A 24781-nucleotide genomic window follows, 5' to 3' on the forward strand; every position below is an offset into this window, starting at 1 on the left:
TAATTTTTATTTTTAGGGTTGTTATAAATAGCTCTTTTAAATTTCATTTCTCCTTAAGCTCCCATTGTACCTGTCTCGACTTCGCCGGCACGCTTATATTTGGCAATAATCACTCCGGATGGTGTGACCAAACTCTCCGTTAAAGTATAAGCCGCAGGAATCGATTCCTCATCAAACAATTTTTTCCCTGCACCAAGAATCAATGGGTGAATTTTGAGACTGAGTTCGTCCACCAAATCATTCTTAAGTAACAGTTGAACGAGTTTACTACTGCCCCAAACTTGAATATCCAAACCATCTGAGTTTTTGAGCTTTTTTATATCTTCCAAACTTTCGATAAATGCAGTGTTTTTCCAGCCTGATGTAGCAACCGTATTAGACATAACGTATTTTTTACCATCATTGATACCAGGCCAAATATCGGCATGTTCAGGCCAGAAGGATTCCCAAATCTCAAATGTCTTCCTGCCCAAAAGATAATCTGCAGGTTGTTCCAGCTCTTTTTGCACTATTTTGCCACCAACTTCATCATCGAACGGCGCGCTCCATCCGCCAAATTTGAAACCTTCTGATGGATCTTCCTCGGGTCCGCCGGGTGCTTGCATTACTCCATCTAATGAAATAAAGGACAAAACAATTATTTTTCTCATGATTATTATAATTTGAGTTTTTAAAAAGTAAATACAATGTCAATATATGCGAATTTTTATCACCACTGTTTAATAGAAACGCTTCACCCGACTTTACGCCAAAACTCTGTTAGCGATTCGTTTTTTTATTCTTTTTTCAGTTCGTAGTAAAGGATTACTGCACCACCACTAAAGGCTTTAGTTTTTATGAGTTTAAGAATAGTCCTTTCGTTCATATTTTCAAATAACGGCAAACCGGTTCCTGCTATCACAGGATAAATACAAAACTGATATTCATCAATCAAATTAAGTTTCATTAACTGTATGATTAAACTCCGGCTACCAACTAAAATCGCTCCACCCGATTGTTGTTTGAGTTCTAAAACTTCTTCTTCAATTGTTTGATTTGACAATTTAGCACTGTCCCAATCGGTATTCTTCAGCGAATGTGAAAAGACGATTTTTGGAATTTTGTCAATAGCCATAGCAAAGTCGTCCATTGATTTTTCCCCTGAAGGATTTTTAACCAAAGTTTGCCAATATTGCATAAGTTGATAGGTTATTCTGCCGTATAGAATCGCATCTCCTTCTTTTAATAGTTCCGTATAATGCTGATGTATTTCTTCATCGGGAATTCCTGCCGTATGATCGAAAACCCCGTCAAGTGTCATATTGATTGCTGCAATTATCTTTCTCATATCTTGTCTCTAATTATCATTTTATCATTCGTTGTTGGTTTTGCGAACATCTTACAATGACCATTAACTCATATAGGTCTTGCAAAATAACTCTAATCGACCTTAATTTGGGAAGTTTGGTTTGAGAAAAAGGATAGTTGTATTGCCTTTCAAATTTAATAAATAATATTTACAAATAAATTTTGTACGCTAGTAATCAAAACTTTATCCGTCCCCCTGTATATGCGCAACGAAATTAAAATTGTTTCCATACCAAAAAAAATTTCACTCTTGAACAGCCTTTACAACAGACACATTGCAGTAATTTTATCCAATGTTATTTGTACTTTCAAAAAAAATTAAAAAAAATAGCATTTCTGTAAAATATTTATCCTGTTCATTTGTCTACATAAATAGAAGGCTTCTAGAAATGAATTTAAAAACAAATAAAAATTATAAAATGAAAAGAAAAGGTTTTAAAATAGCAGGAATGGTATTGCTTGGCATCGGAGCAGCTGTAGGATTTACTTTTGCAGTAATGTTGCTGTGGAATTCGCTTATTCCTAGCATATTCGGATTGGGAATTATCAGTTTTTGGCAAGCATTGGGATTACTTGTGCTTTCACGTCTTTTGTTCGGAGGTTTCGGGCACTCAGGAGGACACCGATTTGGCGGAATGCATCATAGAAAAGGTTTACGTGAAAAATGGACGAGCATGACTCCCGAAGAACGAAAAGAATTCATAAGCAAGCGTAAAGAGCGCATGTGCGGAGGAAGATTTGGTCGCAGACATTTCTTTGATGATAGGGATTTTGATTTTGAAAGAACTGATTTCGACAAAAAAGATAATGAGTAATAACCAACGGCAGGATGTCGGAACTCTGGTAACAACCTATAAACCTAGATTGAACGCGTTTATCCGTAAACGCGTTTCAAACAAGGAAGACGCGGAAGACATTTTACAGGACGTTTTTTACCAACTGGCAAAAGTGGATACTGCGATGAATCCCATTGAGCAAGTGGCAGCTTGGCTGTACCGGGTAGCTCGCAACATGATAATCAATAAACAAATTAAGAAGCATGAAGAAGAATTACCTTCGTACCAAAACGATGACTATGATGATGTCCTGAAAGATATTTCCGAAATGCTATTCAGTAAACAAACATCACCATCTCCAGAAACAGAGTACTTACGCTCTTTATTGTGGGTGGAACTAGAAGACGCATTGTCAGAATTGCCTCAGGAACAAAGGGAAGTCTTTGAAAAAACGGAATTAGACGGTTTGTCATTCAAGGAAGTATCCCTAGAAACTGGTGTCTCTGTCAACACATTGCTTTCGCGAAAACGGTATGCTGTTTTACATTTGCGAAAGCGATTATCAGAGTTGTATGAAGAAATCATTTATTCCTGATTATTTCAACTCATTCATTTAGCGATAGAGAAAATTCTTTACTCTTCCAAAGAGTCATGGGAAATTTACTTAACGTATAGAGACCAACAATGCTAACAAGGTTTAATTAGCTAATTTTTTATTCTTTGTTTCTTCAGGATTTTTTTCATCTAATTAGTTACAGACGCAAAAGATAAAATAGAACAGAGCTCGCCTACATTATAGCACTCTGACCCTGCTAAAAACATAATCATCTAATTTTCAATACAATCAAAATAAAACAGTGGAAACTTATTTTGTTTATAAAGTTTCCTTATCTATATTTGCATTACAAAATTATTACAAAAATCAGAAAACATGAAAAACGAATGGGAAATTGATTCTAACGAATCAGACGTATTGATAAAGACGAGACATTCTTTGATTGACTACATGTCTGGATCCAAAAATAATTTTAAAGGACACGTTGCCATACAAAACAACGAAGTCGAAGATGCCTCCATTGAATTTTCATTGAAAGCGAACGACAAAAGCAGAAACTCTGATTTGAAATTAATCGACTTTTTTGACTATGATGAAACTCCGGTTATTGAGTTCAAATCGACTTCTTTTCAAAAGATAAATAAAAACATCAATTTCCTAAAAGGACATTTGACCATCAAAAACATTACAAAAGAAGTGGAATTGGACACCGAATTCATTGGTTACAACAACTACAATGGAGTTCAAAAAGCATCATTTGAAATTACGGGAAACATCAACCGAAAGGATTTTGGACTGAATCATAATACCTATTTTAATAATGGAGGATACGCCGTTGGTTCTGACATTAAACTTATAGCCAATTTAGAATTCGTTCATCAATAAAATCGATAGAAATCCAATTTGACTGAATATATTTCTTTTATACTTTTACATTAACCAACTAACTTACAACCACATATAGAACAAAATGAAAGAAAAAATCATATCCAAAGCAAGTGATTTATTTTTAAAACTTGGTTTTAAAAGTGTCACTATGGATGATATCGCCGGTGAAATGTGCATTTCCAAAAAAACGATTTATAAATATTTTTGCAACAAAGAAATATTGATCGAAGAAAGCACGGAAATGGTTCACAAAACCGTTCATGAAGTCATAAATACCATTGTTGCCAAAGATTACAATGCGATTGAAGAGAATTTTGAGATTCGGAAAATGTTTAAGGAAATGTTTCAGGCCACAGATACTTCTCCATTATACCAATTGAAAAAACATTATCCCGAAATCTATCAAAAGGTAATGAACAGAGAATTGGACGAATGTAATATGTGTTTCAAACAAAACATAGAAAAAGGGATTCAACAAGATTTATATCGAAATGATTTGGACATTGATGTTTATGTGAAATTTTATTACTCGTTAATTTTTAGTATCAAGGAGAACACTATTTCCGAAAGAGAAGCTACAAAACTCGAACTACAGGCACTGGAATACCACACCAGAGCGATGGCAACACCAAAAGGAATAGCCGAACTTGAAAAACAATTACTTAAAACCAATATATAATGAAGAATATATTCATTCTAACCCTTACCCTTTTGGCTTTGAGCGTCAAGGCACAAGACTCGCCTAAGAGTTACAGCTTTACATTACAGCAAGCCATAGACCATGCTCTCGAAAATAATTACTCGGCTATCAATTCTGGTCGCGATATCGAAGCGGCCAGAGAAAAAAAATGGGAAACTACCGCAATGGGTTTGCCGCAAATTAATGCCGGTGTGGATTTTACCAATAATTTTGTGTTACAAAAATCGGTAATTCCTGCTGAATTCGCTGGAGGAAAACCTGGAGACTATATCGAAGTTGCCTTTGGAACCAAATACAATATGGTAGCTCATTCCACTTTAAGCCAACTTATTTTTGACGGTTCTTACATAGTGGCACTTCAGGCTTCAAAAACCTATTTGGCTTATTATGAAAACGCCAAAAGAAGATCGGATATTGACATCAAAGAAATGGTTATCAACTCTTATGGAAATGTGTTATTGGCCCAAGAAAACATAGCAATCCTAGAAAAAAACATTGCTTCCCTACAAAAAACGTTGAATGACACCAAAGCCATTTACAAAAATGGATTAATCGAAGAAGAAAGTGTTGAGCAACTGGAAATAACATTAGCCTCATTGGAAAGCACCTTAAATTATAACAAGCGCTTACTGGATATCACCTATAAAATGCTAAAAATTAATTTGGGTATTGACATTAATGACCAAATCACATTAACCGACAAATTAGATATTCTGACCATACAAAACATGGACCTTTCTTTTTCCAATACCGAATTTGACGTGAACAGTAATATCAATTATAGAATAGCCACCAATTTTGAAGAACAAAGAACATTAGAATACAAACTTCAAAGAAGCAAAGCTTTACCTTCACTGGAAGCAAAAGTTAATTTTGGTTACACCGCTTTTAAAGATGAGTTTGATTTTTTTAGCCAAAACCAAAACTGGTTTAACTATTCGAATATCGGACTTGGTCTGAATGTTCCTATTTTCAGCAGTTTGGCCAGAAGCTCCAGAACACAACAGGCCAAAATTGCTTTGGATCAAGCAAAAACGGTTTTAAGTGAAACTGAACAAAAATTAAAATTGCAATATGCTACCGCAAAAAGCGAATACGAATACAGCATCGCCGATTATGAAACCGCAAAAAGCAATTTGAATCTGGCAGAAAGAATTGAGAAAAAACAGCAAATTAAATTTACCGAAGGACTTTCAACCAGTTTTGATTTCAATGATGCTCAACGTCAATTGTATAGTGCTCAACAAAAGTACCTGCAAACGATGGTTAACATCATCAACAAAAAAGCCAGTTTAGAAAAAATTACCACTAAATAACGACACTACCATTAAATATAAACATATGAAAAAGATACTAATCTTAACCACCCTTTCAATTGTATTGATTGCCTGTAATTCATCCGAGAAAAACCAATCAGTCGAGAGTATCATTGCATCCAAAGACGCAAAAGCATTAACCGCAAAAAAAGCCGAACTGCAAACGCAACTTACCCAAATTGACGAAGCATTGGCTACTTTGGATGTAAACAAAGAAGTAGAAGCGTTGGTTACTGCCGTAAAATTGAAAGACACTTTATTCAACCATTATCTTGAAGTACAAGGAAATATTAATACCAATGAAAATGTATTGATTCAACCTGAATTTCCAGGAAACTTAGTAGAATTGAATGTAAAAGCAGGACAAAAAGTAAGCAAAGGACAAGTTTTAGGACGCACGGATGATGGAGGTATGAGTCAACAATTGGCCAGTGCCGAAAATCAATATGCTCTTGCCAAAACTACTTTTGAGCGTCAAAAAAATCTATGGAGTCAAAAGATTGGTTCTGAAATCCAATACCTTCAGGCTCAAACCCAAATGATTTCTGCTCAAAAATCAGTAGCCCAAATCAAAGCTCAAATAGCCAAAACAGTAATCAGAGCGCCGTTTTCAGGAACTATTGATGAACTTTTTGTTGAAAAAGGAGAAGTTGTTTCAGCCAGTCCAAAAGGATTAATGCGAATCGTAAATCTAGGCAATATGTATGTTTCCACTTCTATTCCGGAAACGTATATCGGAAAACTAAAAATCGGTACCGAAGTGGATGTATACTTATCTTCATTGGGCAAAACCTACAAAGGAAAAGTGCGTCAAATAGGTAATTTCATCAATCCAAACAACAGAAGTTTCGGAATCGAAGTTAGCGTTCCCAATCCAGAAAATTTATTGCGCCCTAACCAAGTGGCTAAACTGAAAGTGATTGATTATGTTAGCAAAAATGCTGTGGTTGTTCCAACAAATGTGATTCAACAGGATTCAAAGAAAAACAACTTTGTATATACCGTAGCCAACTCAACCGGAAAAACAGGTATTGCCAAAAAAGTGATTGTTACAATAGGACAGTCCTCAGACAATGTAACCGAAATCCTAAGCGGTTTGGATGCAGATGCCATAATAGTTACTGAGGGGATGAACACCATTTCGGATGGGATGAAACTTAACTTCTAAAAAAAGTTGATGGTTGATAGTTTATGGTAATCCAGGAACTATCAACTATCAACTATCAACAATAAACTTTAAAATATATGTCACATCAAAGTAAAGAATTCGGAATATCAAGTTGGGCTGTCGAAAATCGCGTTACAGTATATATCTTGACTTTATTGATTGTAATCACTGGAGTTATTGCCTATGTTACGATGCCTCGAGAGGATTTTCCGGAAATTATAGAAAATAAAGTTTACATCTCATCTGTTTTCCCAGGAAACTCAGCCGAGGATGTAGAGAAATTAATCATCAAACCTCTTGAAAAGGAAATCAAGAACATTAGTGGAGTAGATAAAATTACGTCTAGCTCTTTTCAAGATTATGGAATGATTATCGTTGAATTTGAAGATAAGGTTACCATCTTGGATGCCAAAACCAAAATTAAGGACAAAGTAGATATCGTAAAAGCAGATACGGACTGGCCAAATCTTGACAATGGAAGTAAAGTAGAACCAAGTGTATTTGAATTGAACATTTCGGAGGAAGTGCCAATTCTGAATATCAATTTACAAGGGAACTACACCACTCAACAACTTAAAAAATACGGAGAATTGCTTCAAGATGATATTGAAGAAATTCCTGAAGTAAAAAAAGTAGACATTCTGGGTGTTGATGATAAAGAAGTGGAAATTGCCGTTGACATTTTTAAAATGACAGCTGCACAAGTTTCTTTTGACGACATTCAAAATGCAGTGAAATACGAGAATATGACACTTTCGGGAGGGAATTTAATTTCTCAGGGATCTAGAAACAACATCAGAATTGTAGGTGAAATCAAAGACCCGAAAGAGCTGGAAAACATCATCGTAAAACACAATGGAGGAACGGTTTACCTGAAAGATATTGCAGTTGTTAAGTTCAAAGAAAAAGAAAAAACGACTTATGCCCGTGAGAAAGGATCCGAAGTGGTGATGTTGAACGTGAAGAAACGTTCGAATCAAAATATGATTTCGGCTATTGAACAGGTTAAAGAAAAAATTAAAGAAGCCCAAGCATCCTATTTGCCATCCAACTTAAAAATTGAATTGACAAACGATCAATCTTCACGTGTTGAGCACCAGGTTGACGAATTATCCAATCACATCATCTTCGGGATTGTGTTGGTAATGATCGTATTGATGTTTACAATGGGGCTTAGAAACTCTTTGTTTGTCGGAGCTGCCATTCCATTATCGATGTTAATGGCGTTTAGTATTCTTTCGGCATTTGGACTGACCTTGAATACTATGGTACTTTTCGGCTTGGTTATGGGACTGGGAATGTTGGTGGATGACGGTATCGTGGTGGTTGACAACGTATTTGCCAATATGAAAAAGGGAATGCCTCGTGTTCAGGCTTCCAAAATAGGTATTGGTGAAATCGCCTGGCCAGTTATCGCTTCAACCGCAACTACCTTAATGGCATTCTTGCCTTTCGCCTTGTGGCCAGGAACAATGGGCAAATTTATGAAGTATTTCCCAATGACATTAACCGTAACATTATCAGCTTCGCTGTTTGTTGCGATGGTTGTCAATGCAGCTATGACGGGTGGATCGATGGAAATTGAAGACAAAAATGTGACCAAAAAATCAGCAAAAATATACTCAATCATTTTTACGATTATAGCGGTTATTTTTGTTCTTCTTGGGAATATTTATGATTCTAAATTGGCTAGAGCTATTGGGCATTTAGCGATACTGTCTTTTGTATTTATGTGGTTGTACAAATTAAAATTGTACCAATGGACGCAAGATTTCCAACACAGCTTTTTCCCGAGAATGGAAGATAAGTACAAAACATTTTTGGCCAAAATTTTAACCAAAAAAAGAGCTTGGATTGCCCTACTGGGAATTATCGGAATGTTATTTTTCTCTTTCGTGCTTTTGGGGATATTCCCTAGAAAAGTATTGTTCTTCCCAGACAACATACCGAATCAGGTAATCGCCTATATCGAATACCCGCAAGGAACCGATATTACTAAAACCAATAAGGCTACGCTATTTGTTGAGAAACAGGTGATTTCTATTTTGAGCAAATATGTAGATCCAAAAACAAACAAAAACTACTTGGCCGAATCAATCGTGTCCCAAGTGGGTGTTGGTGCTGGAAATCCAAACGTGGATGCTGGATCGGCTTCTGAAACTCCTTTTAAAGGAAAAGTGACAGTGAATTTCTCCGAATTTAAATTCAGAAGAGGAATTAACACCGCCGATATTCTGGAAGAAATCAGAGGTAAAGTAAAAGGAATTGCAGGAGCTACCGTAACGGTCGAAAAAGATGCCAATGGACCACCGGCCGGTTATCCAATCAGTATTCAGTTGACAGGAATTGATTATGATGAAATGTTGAAAGAAGCTGACAAGATGATCACTTTTATCAATACTAAAAACATTCCCGGAATTGAGCGTTTGAGTATTGATGTTAATAAAGAGAGTCCGGAACTTGAAGTAAAAGTGGATCGTGTAAGTGCTGGAAGTTTGGGCGTTTCGACAGGACAATTGGGATTCAATTTGCGTCGTTCTGTATATGGCCAGGAAATCTCGACTTATAAAGAAGGTGATGACGACTACAACATCACTATGCGTATGCAGGATGATCAACGCAAGAACGAAAACATATTGTTCAATCAGTCCTTGACGTTCCGAAACCAAACCAACGGACAAATGATGCAAGTGCCTATTTCCGCTGTTTCGGAAACAGAGAAAACAACCACTTATAACCAAATCAAAAGAAAAAACCAAAAACGTATTATGACGGTTTATTCCAATGTTTTGACTGGTTACAATGCCGATGAAATTACCAAGCAAATTGCAGCTGATTTAAAAGGCTATCAATTACCAAAAACAATTACCTATTCCTTTTCGGGAGTACAGGAAGAGCAAGGCAAAAACCAAAGCTTCCTGTTCTATGCACTGTTTTTGGCTTTGTCCGGAATCACCATCATCATCGTGTTACAGTTTAATTCGGTTTCCAAAACTATGGTTATCCTCTTTACGGTATTGCTGAGTTTCAGTGGAGTATTTTACGGTTACGTGATTGCTAATATGGATTTCGTGATCCTGATGACGATGATGGGAATCATTTCTCTCGCGGGTATTGTGGTGAAGAACGGAATCGTATTAATGGACTTCTTTGTTTTATTATTGGACAAAAAAGTAGCCGACAATCATTTACAAAGCCACGACGATCTGACCATAGAAGAAATCAAGGAAGTGATCATCGAATCTGGTAAATCAAGGTTGCGTCCTGTATTGTTAACCGCCTTGACGGCAGTATTGGGATTAATTCCACTCGCCATTGGACTGAATTTTGACTTTTTCTCATTGATAACCGACTTGAATCCGCACATTTTTATGGGAGGAGACAACGTGATTTTCTGGGGACCTTTGGCCTGGACGATCATCTTTGGACTGACCTACGCCACGGTATTAACTTTGGTAATGGTACCCGTAATGTTCTATTTGGTTAAAAGAATGAAATATTGGTTGAGAGATCGAAGAAAAGCTGAACCTATCGAAATATAGACTTTGAAATCTTTATAAAAAACCACCTGAAATTTGATTTTGGGTGGTTTTTTGTTTTTTTGTAGGAATGGAATGAGTACGATTAAAAGATATGATGTAAAAAAAAATGTAAAAACACATTGCTAAAATACCAAGACTTGGTATCTTTGACAAAAAAGATTATGGCACGAAATACTTCTATATTATTAGGCGATCATTTTGAAAATTTTATAAATGAGCAAATTTCCTCTGGAAAATATAGTTCTGTAAGTGAGGTTGTAAGAACTGCTTTGAGAGTTTTTGAGCAAGAAGAAAACAAAACAAAATCTTTAATCAACGAACTTAAAATTGGTGAAAAAAGTGCTAAGATTAAAAATTTTGACCGCAAAAAAAATCTTGAGCAACTTAAAGCAAATTTCAGAAAATAGATGCCAAGATATATAATAAGTGAGAAAGCACTTGACGACATTAACAAAATTTGGATTTACACCGCTGAAAACTGGTCTATTGAGCAAGCAGACCGCTACTATAATTTGCTTTTTGACGAAATCGAATATATAGTTGACAATTTTGTAATGGCACGTGATTTTGGGAATGTCAGAAAAAATTATAGATGTTCAAAAGTAAAATCTCATTTAGTCTTTTTTAAGAAAATAGAATCTAATGAAATCGAGGTCATCAGGATTTTACATGAAAGAATGGATATTGATACCCAATTGAGTATTCAACTTTAAAGATTCATATATAAATAGCCCACGCCGCAAAGTCTCTTGACTTTGCGTTTTTTTAAGCTCTTAAAAAATCATAAACGTGATAAAAGTCTCCCTATGTCCCTTCACTGTGTTTTGAGAATCGAGCGCCATAATAATATTAGGGCATACCTCTCGATTTTGTAGGCGTCACCATCATTTTTGATAGGCACACCTGTCTTTTAAATAGGTGCGCCTATCGATTTTATAAGTGTCACCTTTGATTTTGATAGGTGTGCCTATTGGATTGTTTAGGCAAGCCATAGCTTTAGATAGGCTCACCTATGGTTTTGGTAGGCAAGCTACCAAAACCTCGATGGCGCAAATTTCTATCCTCCCAGTTTTTCCAAAAAATCACCTTTGCCAGCCCTTTAGCCCTGATGGAAGCGGCATCCCGTCCCGTCTTTTTTTGACGGGACGAGATATAGCGGACAGCAGGAACGATGCCTCCCGATAAAGCCTATTGTTTCGCTCCTCATTCAGATGATTATTGAAACAGTGGAAGAATTGATATTAAAAAATTAAAGATTTCGGCTTTTGTGTTTTACCTTTGCCGGACTTAAAAAAGTCCCATTAAAGCCTTGAATTCAATATGCAACTAGAGCACTATATCCCATTTGATAAGGAATTCTTACTCGAAGAACAACTGGCGGAATACGCAGGTGATGAAAAGCAGGCTGAGGATTTCAAAAAGCTGTTTGATATCATTGAGCATTATTTCCACTATGAAGCTTTTAACCTAATCCGTAATTTGAAACAAAATTATGCCTTGTTTGATCCGGACATAAATCCAAAAGAACGAGAGTCATTTGTTGGCAAAAGTGACATTTCGCTTTTCAAAGAGACGCTGCTTAAAGTTTTGGATCGAGGCAATTATAGCCGAGTGGATCAGGAAACTCTGGATAAGGCTTTTCAAGATTCGGATTTGATTGGTTTGAAATTGGACATTAACATTGCCGATTATAAAGAATACGGATTGTATGTTAGAGGTCAGCATAAAGCAAAAGAAAAGGTTTCCAAATACTTTTTTTGGAAGAAGGAAATAGAGATCGAATACTATGATCGCGTGATGATTTACCTTAATTACCACGATGCCGATTATTATAAGGAAAAGAAAAACCGTTCGAACAAAATGCCGATTGATCCTGGCACCATCGTCTTGAAAATATTCAAGCGTGTTCCCAAAAACGATATTGAAACAATATTCCCGAATGCAGTCCCGATGATGTCTACTACAGACAAGCTATTATTGTGGGTTCCGGGTCTTGTGGGTGGAATTTCGTTATTGAGTGCCAAAGTAATTCCGGCACTGATTAAAATGCAATCGGCCGTTGAATCTGGCGAAACAATCGATTTGCTAAACAGTAAAACGTCGCTAAATCAAGGTTTGATCGCACTTGGGATATTGGGTGCGTACTTGTTTCGTCAATACAACAACTTTGTGAACAAGAAGATAAAGTATTCGAAAATGCTTTCGGATAGTCTTTATTTCAAAAATATAGGAAATAATAGCGGTGCGTTTTATTCTTTATTAAACTCTTCGGAAGAAGAAGTGCTTAAGGAAACTATCTTGGCCTACTCCTTTTTGAACAGAAGCGAAACTCCGATAACAGAAGAAGAACTCGATCACCAAATTGAATCTTGGTTTAAAACAAAACACAATACAGACCTTGACTTTGATGTTAAAGATGCTTTATTTAAATTAAAAAACACCGGACTTGGTTCTGAAACCAATGGAAAATGGTCAGTTATTCCTTTAGACAAGGCACTCATCAGAATAGACGAAATATGGGATGGGGTTTTTGAGTATAATCAATTGGTTACAAACTAAGGGCAAACGGATGAGTTGGTTTTACCGCAGATTCGCAGATTATTTTCTTTAAAAGCAGAACTTCTAATTATAAAATCTGCGAATCTGCGGTTGATTTTTTACTTATGGATACCTTAGTTAAAAACACAAAAAAAGGAGAAAATCGAACGAATTTCTCCTTTTCCAAAATAAGCCATAACTTGCTACTCCGCAGTAACCGGGTCGATAATTTCCGAAACAAGACTTATTTTATTGGCAGGAAAGCCACCTTGACTCGCGTGTTCCTTAATCATTTCTGCATTTGGCGCAATATAAACACAATAAATTTTGTCATCAGTCACATAACTGTGTTTCCACTGTATTTCTGGCCCCATTTTTCTTAAGACATCACAAGACGTATTTGATATCTCTTTTAATTGTGCTGGTGTCAAATCCCCTGCGTTTGGAATTTCCCTTTCAATAACATACTTTGGCATACTAATCAGATTAAAAAATTAGAATAAAATAATTATATAAAATCTCTTTCAAGTTCCCTTTGAAATAAGCAAAAGGAATAAAGAGTTTTATGCAGAAAGGGGCGATACATACAATTGCTTTTTAGGCTCAATAAACTTTAAAAAGCACTAGAACAGTCAAAATCGGCTAATACAGTAACCCATAAAAGCCGATTTCTTGGCAAACGCAAACTTTATAACCTAGAGTACTGACAAATAGATATTTAAAACTAACTGATTCTCTATTTTACTCTAAACCATATGTTGAATTTCTACAATAAAGGTACAATAAATACAATAAAACGAGTTCGAACTTAACAAAGTTATAACACTGAAAAAGGCAATAAAAAAAGGAGAAAATCAATAGTGGCTTTCTCCTTTTCTTAAAATTAACTACGTATTGCTACTCGTTTGAAGTTGCAAAAGCATCTTGTCTCCAATTTTTAACTTTTTCAACTTTGTTGTTGGAGAAATCCACTTCGCTAAGACTATTTTTTCCATCTATTTGAGACCAGAAAAACCATTTGCCTGTTTTTACACCAGCAACATATTCTCCTGAGGAAGTTTTATCTCCGGATTCATTATAGGAAACCCAGATTCCTTCTAATTTACCATTTTCAAAGTAGCCTTCCTGTTGCACTTGACCATTTTCATAAAAATAGGTGGCTTTGATTTTTTTGCCGAATGGCTCCAAAACGGGTTTCGCATCTTGAGCAAAAATAACCCCTGAGAATAATACCGCTACTAAAATTACAAGCTTTTTCATATCGTTAGTTTTTAATTGTTTACATCTTATATACCAAAATTAGAAACAAAATTTACATTAAAAAAACATTTTGGTAACAATTTCGTAACACAGACAAAAGCTTAACATTGGAAAATTTCATAAAACAAAAAAACCAACGCTCAAGCATTGGTTTTTCTGGTATTTTAGAAGATATTTAAAATTAAACCCAACATTATACTTATGGGGGGAATTATTTCAATAAAGTATCTAATTGTGTCTGTAATTCTGCAGATGAAGGTCTATCAGCATCTGGATTTAAAATATTGCCGTTTGGATCAATTAATATAAATCTCGGGATTCCGTTTACACCATAACTTTTTACAAATTCAGATTCCCAATCATTATCTGCAAATAATTGAACTCCCCCTAATTTTTTATCGGTTACAAATTTTTTCCATTTGTCATTATCTTTTGCCTTGTCAATCGAAATACTCACAAACTCGATATTCTTTCCTTGGTATTTCTCTTCAGTTTTTTGAAGAAAAGGAATTTCAGCTCTACAAGGTCCGCACCATGTTGCCCAAAGATCTATATAAACATATTTACCTTTTAAATCAGAGAGTTTGGTTTTTCCTCCTTTATAATTCTCATATTCAAATTCAGGAGAAGGATTTCCAACCATTTTATTTGCTTTTGCCACTCTTTCATATTCTTGCGAAGCAAATTCATTAAAACGTACAAAATTATTTTTCATAGCAGTTATAAATTCCGGATCAAAAGAACCTTTCTCCAAACTTTCAACATCCGCCTTTTTCTTAGACTCAAATAATGCAGCAAATTCAGCTGGTTCTTTAGTAAAAGCCTCTTCAAGTTTTTCATTTCTTAAAGCTTGTTGTGCTAGAAAATTACTTTCGTTTACACCTTTACCTTCATAAACAATAGTTTCATCAAATTCCTTGGCATTCATTGTTAGCGTAATATCAGAATTTGGTTTTAAATATAATCTTGAAGATTCAGTCCCATCAGAAAACACATAAAATCCTTTTGGAGCATCAAAAGAAGCCACAAAGATTTCCTTTTTGTTAATCGGAATAACTTGTTTAAAATCTTTTCCCTTAATGACTAAAGTGTCACTATTTCTATTTGCAATTTTAGCCGTAAATTTAATTTGATCTTTGGCTTGACCGACAACATTCAAAGCGCCAAAAAGCAATAGGCTACTAACAAAAATTTTCTTCATATCCTTTAAAGTTTGGTTTTAGTTATCAAATCTAAAGAAATAAGAGCAGTGAAATTTAATAATTAACAAAAAGTTTAAAATTAAAACCCCTCAGATTATCACTTTACTATTTTAATTTGAATTTTGTGTTTACTTTTGCAGTCTAAAATTTATATCATGTACAGAAGTCATAATTGTGGCGAATTAAACGCCTCACATATCAATACAGAAGTTACACTTGCCGGTTGGGTTCAAAAATCTAGAGATAAAGGATTTATGAATTGGGTAGATTTACGCGACCGTTATGGAATTACACAATTGATTTTTGACGAAAGTCGTTCTATAAAAGAAGTTTTTGAAGCTGCCAAAACACTGGGTCGTGAATATGTGATTCAAGTAAAAGGAACCGTTATTGAGCGTGAAGCCAAAAACAAAAACATTCCTACTGGTGAAATTGAGATTTTGGTAACTGAACTGAATATTTTAAATGCCGCTTTAACTCCTCCGTTTACTATCGAAGATGAAACTGATGGTGGTGAAGACATCCGAATGAAATACCGTTACTTGGACATTCGTAGAAATCCAGTAAAAAACAGTTTGCTTTTCCGTCACAAAGTGGCAATGGAAGTGCGTAAATATCTTTCGGATTTAGACTTCTGCGAAGTGGAAACTCCTTACTTAATCAAATCAACTCCAGAAGGAGCTAGAGATTTTGTTGTTCCATCCCGTATGAATGAAGGACAATTCTATGCGTTGCCACAATCTCCACAAACTTTCAAACAATTATTGATGGTAGGTGGAATGGATAAATATTTCCAAATCGTGAAATGTTTCCGTGACGAAGATTTGCGTGCAGACAGACAACCAGAGTTTACACAAATTGACTGCGAAATGGCTTTTGTGGAGCAAGAAGACATTTTAAATGTATTTGAAGGTTTGACCCGTCATTTGCTAAAAGAAATAAAAGGTATCGAAGTAGACAAATTCCCAAGAATCACTTACGATTATGCCATGAAAACATACGGAAATGACAAACCGGACATTCGTTTCGGAATGGAATTTGGTGAATTGAACGAATTTGCACAACATAAAGATTTCCCAGTTTTCAATGCAGCCGAATTGGTTGTGGGAATAGCAGTTCCTGGAGCTGGAAATTATACCCGTAAAGAAATTGACGCCTTGATTGACTGGGTAAAACGTCCACAAGTAGGCGCCAGCGGAATGGTTTATGCAAAATGTAACGATGATGGAACTTTCAAATCATCTGTAGATAAATTCTACGATCAGGAAGACTTGACTAATTGGGCAAAAACAACAGGAGCAAAACCTGGTGATATGATTTTTGTGCTTTCTGGACCAGCAGACAAGACAAGAGCACAATTAAGTGCCTTACGTATGGAATTAGCAACTCGTTTGGGATTAAGAAATCCAGCCGAATTTGCACCTCTTTGGGTTGTAGATTTCCCATTATTGGAATTTGATGAAGAAAGCGGTCGCTACCACGCAATGCACCATCCATTTACTTCTCCGAAACCGGAAGATATGCACTTATTGGAAACAGATCCTGGAAAAGTTCGTGCCAATGCTTACGACATGGTTTTGAACGGAAATGAAATTGGAGGAGGTTCAATTCGTATTCATGACAAAGCGACACAACAATTAATGTTTAAATATTTAGGCTTTACAGAAGAAGAAGCAAAAGCACAATTTGGCTTCCTAATGGATGCTTTCCAATTTGGAGCACCTCCTCACGGTGGTTTAGCTTTTGGATTGGACCGTCTAGTCGCTATTTTAGGTGGACAAGAGACTATTCGTGATTTTATTGCATTCCCAAAAAACAACTCGGGAAGAGACGTAATGATTGACGCTCCGTCAGTTATTGATGAATCACAATTAAAGGAATTACATATTAAATTAAATTTAACAAATTAGGCGAAAAGGTTGAATATCAATAATTTTAGAAAAAAATTATTGCGAGAATGATTTTCGTATTAGATTAAAGATTACATTTGCCTCATTATAAATTATTATTACTATTACAATGCGTACAGGTACAGTTAAATTTTTCAATGAATCTAAAGGTTACGGATTCATTACAGACGAAGAAACAGGAAAAGACATTTTTGTTCATGCATCAGGAATCAACGCGGAAGAATTACGCGAAGGTGACAGAGTAAGCTATGAAGAGGAAGAAGGAAGAAAAGGTAAAGTTGCTGCTAAAGTTGCAGTTCTTTAAGCATAAAAATAGTTACATATTTTTTGCAAAAAGCGTCTAAAAAACGTTCCGATTAGTTTCGGAACGTTTTTTTTTTTCGCCTATCCCAAAAAACAGCAGGTATTGTCTTTATTTATAATCATTAAAAATTAGGATTATATTAAGTTAATGTCCTCACTAAATTCGTTGCAAAACTTGTGTTTTAAATACACTAAAGCTATCTTTGTGGCTTAATTTAAAGCAAAATTTGACAATTATGCAATCTGAACAATTAAACTATATCCCTGTCTTCATGCAGCTTGTTTTGGCTGTAGGATTTGTCATAGCTATCATCATAATTTCAGGCAAGCTTGGGCCAAAAAGATCATCGGAAAATAAAGACAAAAACTTCGAATGTGGTATCGAATCTGTAGGAAATGCTAGAATTCCCTTTTCGGTAAAATATTTCTTAGTTGCTATTTTATTTGTTCTTTTTGATGTCGAGGTGATATTTTTATATCCTTGGGCAGTGAACTTCAAAGAGTTAGGAATTGAAGGAATGCTAAAAATGATTATCTTTATGATGCTTCTTTTGGTTGGTTTTTTCTATATCATCAAGAAGAAAGCTTTAGAGTGGGAATAAATTAAGAATGCAGATTTTAGATTTTAGATTTTAGATTTTCAATAATTAAGGAAATTTAAGACTTGAAATTTAAGATTTAGTGTTTTAAAAGAATAAAATTGATTTTTTAAAATGTTGATTTTAATTTACGATTCAAAAGAATCTGAAATCTAAAATCTAAAATCTAAAATTAAAATGAGCGATTCAAAAATAAATATGGTAGCCCCTCCGGAAGGTGTTGTTGGTGAAGGATTCTTTGCTACAAAACTGAATGATGTCGTAGGATTAGCTCGTGCCAATTCGCTTTGGCCTTTACCTTTTGCAACCTCATGTTGCGGAATCGAATTTATGGCAACAATGGCCTCGCATTATGATTTGGCCCGTTTTGGTTCTGAAAGAGTGAGTTTCTCACCTCGTCAAGCCGACATGCTATTGGTAATGGGAACAATTTCAAAAAAAATGGCTCCGATTTTACGTCAAGTGTACGAACAAATGGCAGAACCTAGATGGGTTATTGCTGTTGGAGCTTGTGCTTGTTCAGGAGGAATTTTTGATACTTATTCTGTATTACAAGGAATTGACAAGGTAATTCCAGTAGACGTGTACGTTCCTGGTTGCCCTCCTCGTCCAGAACAAATTGTAGATGGGGTTATGAGGTTACAAGACTTAGTAAAAAGCGAATCTGTAAGAAGAAGAAGTTCACCAGAGTACCAAGAATTATTGGCATCTTATAACATTCAATAAGTAAAATGGCTTTAGAAACAACAGAAATTCAAGATAAATTAGTAGAAACTTTTGGTTCAAAGGTTTTAGGATTCAATCAAGATAGAGACATTTTTGCATTTGAAGCGGATTCAGACATTATAACTGCTGTAATTCTTTATTTAAAAAATGATCCTACTTTGCGTTTTCACTTTTTGACTGATTTATGTGCGGTACATTATCCTGACAATGAAGAAAACAAACAGTTCGCTGTAGTTTATCATTTGCATAATTGGTATGAAAACAAACGCATCCGAATTAAAGCATTCATAAATGGATCAAATCCGGAAATTAAAAGTATTTCAAATATCTTTTTGTGCGCCAATTGGATGGAAAGAGAAACTTATGATTTCTTCGGAATCAATTTTATTGGACATCCACAATTAAAACGCATTTTAAACATGGACGAGATGATTTCTTTCCCAATGCGTAAAGAATTCCCGATGGAAGACAGCGGAAGAACCGACAAAGACGATAGGTATTTTGGAAGAACAACAATCAACCAAGAGCTAAAAAAATAAATATAATTTTTCACATTAGATAAATGTCAGAACTATTATTACCACCAGAGCATCGCTATGCTAAAATAATCAAAGAGAGACACAATGAAGACGGAAGCGAGCTTTCTATTCTGAATTTAGGTCCTACACATCCTGCTACGCACGGTATTTTTCAAAATATCTTGTTGATGGATGGTGAAAAAATTCTTGATGCAGAACCAACCATTGGTTACATCCACAGAGCTTTTGAAAAAATTGCCGAAAATCGTCCTTTTTACCAAATCACTCCACTTACTGACAGAATGAACTATTGTTCATCACCTATCAACAATATGGGATGGTGGATGACCCTTGAAAAACTTCTGGACATCAAAGTTCCTAAAAGAGTTGATTATTTAAGAGTTATTGTAATGGAGTTGGCTCGTATTACAGACCACTTGATCTGTAATTCAATTCTGGGTGTGGACACTGGAGCTTATACAGGTTTCCTTTATGTATTCCAATTTAGAGAAAAAGTATACGAAATCTACGAAGAAATTTGTGGAGCGCGTCTTACTACCAACATGGGAAGAATCGGTGGATTCGAAAGAGATTGGTCACCAGAAGCCTTTAGAAAACTAGACGATTTCCTAAGAGATTTTCCAGTTGCATGGAAAGAATTCGAAAACTTGTTCGAAAGAAATAGAATATTTATTGACCGTACCGTAAATGTAGGTGCCATAACTGCAGAAAAAGCAATGGCTTATGGATTTACAGGTCCAAATTTACGTGCAGCCGGAATTGATTACGATGTACGTGTTGCACAACCATACAGTTCATACGAAGATTTTGATTTCATCGTTCCAGTAGGAAAATCGGGAGATACATATGATCGTTTTTGCGTTCGAAATGCTGAAGTTTGGGAAAGTTTAAGCATTATCCGTCAAGCATTGGATAAAATGCCGGAAGGAAATGAATACCACGCTGATGTTCCTGAATATTACCTTCCTCCAAAAGAAGATGTTTACACCAGTATGGAATCTTTGATATACCATTTCAAAATTGTGATGGGCGAAGTTCCTGTTCCAGTTGCCGAAATTTACCATCCTGTTGAAGGTGGAAATGGAGAAATAGGATTTTATTTGGTTACAGACGGAAGCAGAACTCCTTATAGATTACACTTCAGAAGACCTTGTTTTATTTATTATCAAGCCTATCCAGACATGATTAAAGGTTCAATGTTATCTGATGCCATTGTTATTTTATCAAGTTTAAATGTTATTGCTGGAGAATTAGACGCATAAATTATGGTACACACACATTACAAACAAGAAATAAACATGACAGAAGCATTGATGTCCCGCATCAATGAATTAATCAGTCATTATCCTGAAGACAAAAGAAAATCAGCTTTACTTCCCGTTTTACACGAAGTTCAAGATGCTCACGACAATTGGTTGAGCATTGAATTACAAGATAAAGTTGCCGAAATTCTACAAATCAAACCTATAGAAGTGTATGAAGTAGTTACTTTTTACACCATGTATAATCAAAGACCAATTGGCAAATACATGTTTGAGTTTTGCCAAACTTCGCCTTGTTGCTTAAACGGTGTTGAGGATTTAATGGATTATACTTGTGAAAAATTAGGCGTTCAAGTGGGAGAACCTACAGCTGACGGTCTTTTTGAAGTAAGAGGAGTTGAATGTTTAGGTGCTTGTGGCTATGCTCCGATGATGCAATTGGGAGATTTTTACAAAGAACATTTGACGGCAGCAAAAATCGACCAACTAATTGCCGATTGTAAAGAGGATAAAATAATATTACACGATAAATAAGATGTCACAAAAAATATTATTAGATAAAATCAATATTCCTGGGATTAAAACCTATGAAGTTTACCGTCAAAATGGTGGTTATGCTTCGGTAGAAAAAGCTTTAAAAACCTTAACTCCTGACGAAGTAGTAGAAGAAGTAAAAACTTCAGGATTACGCGGTCGTGGTGGTGCTGGTTTCCCTGCCGGAATGAAATGGAGTTTTATTGATAAAAAATCAGGAAAACCAAGACATTTGGTTTGCAACGCCGATGAGTCTGAGCCAGGGACATTCAAAGATCGTTATTTGATGGAATTTATTCCTCACTTATTGATTGAAGGAATGATTACTTCAAGTTATGCATTGGGTGCAAACCTTTCGTATATCTACATTCGTGGAGAATACATGTGGGTTTTCAAAATATTAGAAAGAGCCATTGCTGAGGCAAAAGCAGCTGGTTTTTTAGGAAAAAATATATTAGGTTCTGGATTTGATTTAGAATTACATGTTCATTGTGGTGCCGGAGCTTATATCTGTGGTGAAGAAACTGCTTTGATCGAATCATTGGAAGGAAAAAGAGGTAATCCTCGTATTAAGCCACCATTTCCAGCCGTATCTGGACTTTGGGCAAATCCAACCGTGGTAAATAACGTAGAAACTATCGCAGCTGTGCCGTGGATTGTAAATAATTCAGGTGCGGATTATGCCAAAATTGGTATTGGTAGATCTACTGGAACCAAATTAATCTCTGCTTCAGGGCATATCAAAAACCCTGGTGTTTATGAAATTGAATTGGGATTAAGTGTTTATGAATTCATGAACTCTGATGAATATCTTGGTGGAATGAGTTCTGACCGTCCATTGAAAGCTTTTGTGCCTGGAGGAAGTTCTGTTCCTGTTTTACCGGCACATTTAATTTATAAAACTGCAGCAGGCGAAGATCGTTTGATGTCTTACGAATCCTTAAGTGATGGTGGTTTTGCCACTGGATCAATGTTGGGTTCAGGAGGATTTATCGTTTACAACGACACCTCTTGTATTGTTCGTAATACTTGGAATTTCTCTCGTTTTTACCACCATGAAAGTTGTGGACAATGTACTCCATGTAGAGAAGGTACAGGTTGGATGGAAAAAGTATTGCATAGAATTGAAAACGGACACGGACGCGAAGAAGATATTGACTTGTTATTGAGTATTCAAAGCAAAATAGAAGGAAACACAATTTGTCCTCTTGGTGATGCAGCAGCTTGGCCAGTAGCAGCAGCGATTCGTCACTTTAGAGATGAGTTTGAATACCATATTCGTTTCCCAGAAAAAATAAAAAACAGAGACCATTTTGTTGCAGAACCTTTTGAAAAAGTGAAGCATTTAGTAAGCAAAGAAACAGTTTAAAAATGTTTAAAGTTTAAAGTTTAAAGTTCTAGCAACTTGAAACTTTAAACCTGAAACTTTCAAACAAAAATAATAATGAAAGTAACCATAGACGGTCAAGAAATTGAAGTAGAAGCAGGAACAACGATCTTGCAGGCTGCGCGTATGATTGGTGGAGATGTTGTTCCGCCAGCGATGTGCTATTATTCTAAACTAAAAGGGAGCGGTGGAAAATGCCGTTGTTGCTTAGTGGATGTAACCAAAGGTAGTGACGCTGACCCAAGACCTATGCCAAAATTGATGGCATCTTGTGTAACAGGCTGTCAAGACGGAATGGAAATCGCCAGTAAAGCATCTCCAAGAGTTCAGGAAGCCAGAAAATCAGTAACAGAATTTTTGTTAATCAATCACCCATTAGATTGCCCAATTTGTGATCAAGCAGGAGAATGTGATTTGCAAAATTTAAGCTTCGAACACGGAAAATCAGCATCCCGTTTTATTGAAGAAAAAAGAACTTTTGAACCAGAAGACATCGGTCCGAACATTCAATTGCACATGAATCGTTGTATTTTATGTCAAAGATGTGTTCAAGTAGCCGATCAATTGACAGACGATCGTGTTCATGGAGTAATGGATCGTGGTGATCATGCTAACATCTCCACTTGTATTTCAAAAGCCATAACTAATGAGTTTTCTGGAAATATGATTGATGTTTGTCCTGTTGGTGCTTTGACTGATAAAACTTTTAGATTCAAATCAAGAGTTTGGTTTAACAAGCCTTATAACGCGCACAGAGAATGTACGACACCAGGATGTTGTGGAAAAACAACTGTTTGGATGTTTGGAAACGAAATCCAACGTGTTACAGGTCGCAAAGATGAGTTTCATGAAGTAGAAGAATTCATTTGTAACACTTGTCGTTTTGACAAAAAAGAAGTTTCTGACTGGGTAATTGAAGGACCACGTGAATTTGAAAAAGATTCGGTTATCAATCAAAATAACTACACTCAAAAATTAGAAAAAGTAGAAATTGCTACTGAGAAAAATATTCTTTTGGGTAGAGATCAAGACAGAAAAAAAATAAGTATGGCCGCCAATCCTTTGGACACTAACACTCAAAAATCTTAAGAAATGGAAAGTACATTTATTATAGAAAAGAGTGTTGTTATTGTAGTGGTTTTTGCTCTTACCATGCTAATGGCCATGTATTCTACATGGGCAGAACGTAAAGTAGCTGCTTGGTTGCAAGACAGAATTGGGCCAAACAGAGCTGGACCATTGGGATTATTCCAACCACTTGCCGATGGTTTGAAATTGTTCTCGAAGGAAGAATTTGAACCAAACACACCTAATAAATTTTTATTTTTTGTAGGACCAGGTATCGCGATGGCTACAGCCTTGATGACAAGTGCCGTTATTCCATGGGGAGACAAATTACACTTATTCGGAAGAGATATTTTATTGCAGGCAACTGATGTAAACGTTGCCATATTGTATGTTTTTGGAGTTGTTTCTCTGGGAGTTTATGGAATTATGATTGGTGGATGGGCTTCTAACAACAAATTCTCTTTGATGAGTGCTATTAGAGCTGCTTCGCAAATGGTTTCTTATGAAGTAGCGATGGGATTGTCCATAATCGCTTTGATTATGATGACAGGAACTTTGAGCCTAAAAGAAATTTCATTACAGCAATCGGAATGGCATTGGAATGTATTGTATCAGCCACTTACTTTTTTAATTTTCTTGATTTGTTCTTTTGCGGAATTAAACAGAACTCCTTTTGATTTGGCGGAATGTGAATCGGAATTAATTGGTGGGTACCACACGGAATATTCCTCTATGAAAATGGGATTCTATTTATTTGCCGAATATGCAAATATGTTTGTTTCCTCTACAATTTTGGCCGTTTTGTTTTTTGGTGGTTACAATTATCCTGGAATGGGATGGGTGTTGGAAAACTGGGGCGTAAATATTGCCAATGTATTAGGAATGGCTGCGCTTTTCATTAAATTATGTGGTTTTATTTTCTTTATCATGTGGGTTCGTTGGACGATACCAAGATTTAGATATGACCAATTGATGCATTTGGGATGGAGAATTTTGATTCCGCTTGCAATTGTAAATATTATGATTACTGGAGTTGTGCTTTTGAGAAGTGAAATAGCTGTTTATTTCGGATTTTAATAGAACCAAAACACGATGTTAACGGGGACTAGCCCTGATAGAAGTGGAAATCCTTTTATGTTTTTCTTTAAAACATAAAAGAT

25 protein-coding genes are annotated in these 24781 nt (G+C 35.7%); 20 read left to right on the top strand and 5 right to left on the bottom strand.

Annotated features, from left to right (window positions below):
• Positions 1-53: 53 nt before the first annotated feature.
• Both C8C85_RS06630 and C8C85_RS06635 read right to left on the bottom strand, forming a co-directional pair.
• Positions 54-650: a dihydrofolate reductase family protein gene (locus C8C85_RS06630; RefSeq protein ID WP_116796363.1), complete on the bottom strand. Its 597-nt coding sequence runs from the start codon at positions 648-650 to the stop codon at positions 54-56.
• A 125-nt stretch (positions 651-775) separates the two neighbouring features.
• Entirely contained in the window at positions 776-1327 is a 552-nt protein-coding gene (locus C8C85_RS06635; protein WP_116796364.1) for a dihydrofolate reductase family protein, read from the bottom strand.
• A gap of 439 nt (positions 1328-1766) precedes the next feature.
• Here C8C85_RS06635 and C8C85_RS06640 point away from each other — a divergent pair, with 439 nt between their 5' ends.
• From C8C85_RS06640 to C8C85_RS06685, 10 genes are all read left to right on the top strand, one after another.
• Positions 1767-2162, top strand: coding sequence for a hypothetical protein (locus tag C8C85_RS06640; protein WP_116798412.1), 396 nt, complete (start codon positions 1767-1769; stop codon positions 2160-2162).
• Positions 2155-2718, top strand: coding sequence for an RNA polymerase sigma factor (locus tag C8C85_RS06645; RefSeq protein ID WP_116796365.1), 564 nt, complete (start codon positions 2155-2157; stop codon positions 2716-2718). Before C8C85_RS06640 ends, C8C85_RS06645 begins: the two co-directional genes overlap by 8 nt.
• A gap of 336 nt (positions 2719-3054) precedes the next feature.
• Positions 3055-3564, top strand: a complete 510-nt coding sequence (locus tag C8C85_RS06650; protein WP_116796366.1) for a YceI family protein — start codon at positions 3055-3057, stop codon at positions 3562-3564.
• A gap of 85 nt (positions 3565-3649) precedes the next feature.
• Positions 3650-4246, top strand: a complete 597-nt coding sequence (locus C8C85_RS06655) for a TetR/AcrR family transcriptional regulator (RefSeq protein WP_116796367.1) — start codon at positions 3650-3652, stop codon at positions 4244-4246.
• Positions 4246-5583, top strand: coding sequence for a TolC family protein (locus tag C8C85_RS06660; RefSeq protein ID WP_116796368.1), 1338 nt, complete (start codon positions 4246-4248; stop codon positions 5581-5583). The genes C8C85_RS06655 and C8C85_RS06660 overlap by 1 nt, the downstream gene beginning before the upstream one ends.
• A gap of 25 nt (positions 5584-5608) precedes the next feature.
• A complete protein-coding gene (locus C8C85_RS06665) occupies positions 5609-6751 on the top strand; it encodes an efflux RND transporter periplasmic adaptor subunit (protein WP_116796369.1) in 1143 nt (380 codons plus the stop codon).
• Positions 6752-6828: 77 nt separating this feature from the next.
• A complete protein-coding gene (locus C8C85_RS06670) occupies positions 6829-10293 on the top strand; it encodes an efflux RND transporter permease subunit (protein ID WP_116796370.1) in 3465 nt (1154 codons plus the stop codon).
• 161 nt (positions 10294-10454) lie between these two features.
• Positions 10455-10700, top strand: a complete 246-nt coding sequence (locus tag C8C85_RS06675; RefSeq protein ID WP_116796371.1) for a type II toxin-antitoxin system ParD family antitoxin — start codon at positions 10455-10457, stop codon at positions 10698-10700.
• Positions 10701-11006 (top strand): type II toxin-antitoxin system RelE/ParE family toxin, encoded by a 306-nt coding sequence (locus C8C85_RS06680; protein ID WP_116796372.1) that lies wholly within the window; start codon positions 10701-10703, stop codon positions 11004-11006. It begins immediately after the preceding gene.
• Positions 11007-11613: 607 nt separating this feature from the next.
• Complete coding sequence (locus C8C85_RS06685) at positions 11614-12852, top strand: TMEM143 family protein (RefSeq protein WP_116796373.1); 1239 nt, start codon at positions 11614-11616, stop codon at positions 12850-12852.
• Positions 12853-13034: 182 nt separating this feature from the next.
• On the opposite strand, the gene C8C85_RS06690 is transcribed toward C8C85_RS06685, so the two are convergent.
• The 3 genes from C8C85_RS06690 to C8C85_RS06700 all read right to left on the bottom strand — a co-directional run bounded on the left by C8C85_RS06690 (position 13035) and on the right by C8C85_RS06700 (position 15292).
• The gene (locus tag C8C85_RS06690) at positions 13035-13307 is read right to left on the bottom strand and encodes a DUF4242 domain-containing protein (protein WP_116796374.1); all 273 of its coding nucleotides are present in this window, start codon (positions 13305-13307) and stop codon (positions 13035-13037) included.
• Between the two features lie 421 nt (positions 13308-13728).
• Complete coding sequence (locus C8C85_RS06695) at positions 13729-14091, bottom strand: toxin-antitoxin system YwqK family antitoxin (protein WP_116796375.1); 363 nt, start codon at positions 14089-14091, stop codon at positions 13729-13731.
• 211 nt (positions 14092-14302) lie between these two features.
• Positions 14303-15292 (bottom strand): TlpA family protein disulfide reductase, encoded by a 990-nt coding sequence (locus C8C85_RS06700; protein ID WP_116796376.1) that lies wholly within the window; start codon positions 15290-15292, stop codon positions 14303-14305.
• A gap of 156 nt (positions 15293-15448) precedes the next feature.
• Here C8C85_RS06700 and aspS point away from each other — a divergent pair, with 156 nt between their 5' ends.
• The 10 genes from aspS to nuoH all read left to right on the top strand — a co-directional run bounded on the left by aspS (position 15449) and on the right by nuoH (position 24698).
• The gene (gene aspS, locus C8C85_RS06705) at positions 15449-17203 is read left to right on the top strand and encodes an aspartate--tRNA ligase (RefSeq protein WP_116796377.1); all 1755 of its coding nucleotides are present in this window, start codon (positions 15449-15451) and stop codon (positions 17201-17203) included.
• 109 nt (positions 17204-17312) lie between these two features.
• Positions 17313-17507 carry a cold-shock protein gene (locus tag C8C85_RS06710; protein WP_077378011.1) on the top strand — a complete coding sequence of 65 codons (195 nt, stop codon included), beginning with the start codon at positions 17313-17315 and terminating at the stop codon, positions 17505-17507.
• A gap of 235 nt (positions 17508-17742) precedes the next feature.
• Complete coding sequence (locus C8C85_RS06715) at positions 17743-18108, top strand: NADH-quinone oxidoreductase subunit A (RefSeq protein ID WP_116796378.1); 366 nt, start codon at positions 17743-17745, stop codon at positions 18106-18108.
• A gap of 174 nt (positions 18109-18282) precedes the next feature.
• Complete coding sequence (locus C8C85_RS06720) at positions 18283-18831, top strand: NADH-quinone oxidoreductase subunit B (protein ID WP_116796379.1); 549 nt, start codon at positions 18283-18285, stop codon at positions 18829-18831.
• Positions 18832-18836: 5 nt separating this feature from the next.
• Entirely contained in the window at positions 18837-19370 is a 534-nt protein-coding gene (locus tag C8C85_RS06725; protein ID WP_116796380.1) for an NADH-quinone oxidoreductase subunit C, read from the top strand.
• A 23-nt stretch (positions 19371-19393) separates the two neighbouring features.
• Complete coding sequence (locus tag C8C85_RS06730; RefSeq protein ID WP_116796381.1) at positions 19394-20632, top strand: NADH-quinone oxidoreductase subunit D; 1239 nt, start codon at positions 19394-19396, stop codon at positions 20630-20632.
• A 3-nt stretch (positions 20633-20635) separates the two neighbouring features.
• A complete protein-coding gene (locus C8C85_RS06735; RefSeq protein WP_116796382.1) occupies positions 20636-21166 on the top strand; it encodes a complex I 24 kDa subunit family protein in 531 nt (176 codons plus the stop codon).
• Between the two features lies 1 nt (position 21167).
• The gene (gene nuoF, locus C8C85_RS06740; protein WP_116796383.1) at positions 21168-22535 is read left to right on the top strand and encodes an NADH-quinone oxidoreductase subunit NuoF; all 1368 of its coding nucleotides are present in this window, start codon (positions 21168-21170) and stop codon (positions 22533-22535) included.
• A gap of 75 nt (positions 22536-22610) precedes the next feature.
• Positions 22611-23642, top strand: a complete 1032-nt coding sequence (locus C8C85_RS06745; RefSeq protein ID WP_116796384.1) for a 2Fe-2S iron-sulfur cluster-binding protein — start codon at positions 22611-22613, stop codon at positions 23640-23642.
• 3 nt (positions 23643-23645) lie between these two features.
• Entirely contained in the window at positions 23646-24698 is a 1053-nt protein-coding gene (gene nuoH, locus C8C85_RS06750; RefSeq protein ID WP_116796385.1) for an NADH-quinone oxidoreductase subunit NuoH, read from the top strand.
• Positions 24699-24781 lie beyond the last annotated feature (83 nt).

The sequence above is a fragment of the Flavobacterium sp. 103 genome, assembly GCF_003096795.1.
In the GTDB taxonomy this organism is placed as follows: domain Bacteria; phylum Bacteroidota; class Bacteroidia; order Flavobacteriales; family Flavobacteriaceae; genus Flavobacterium.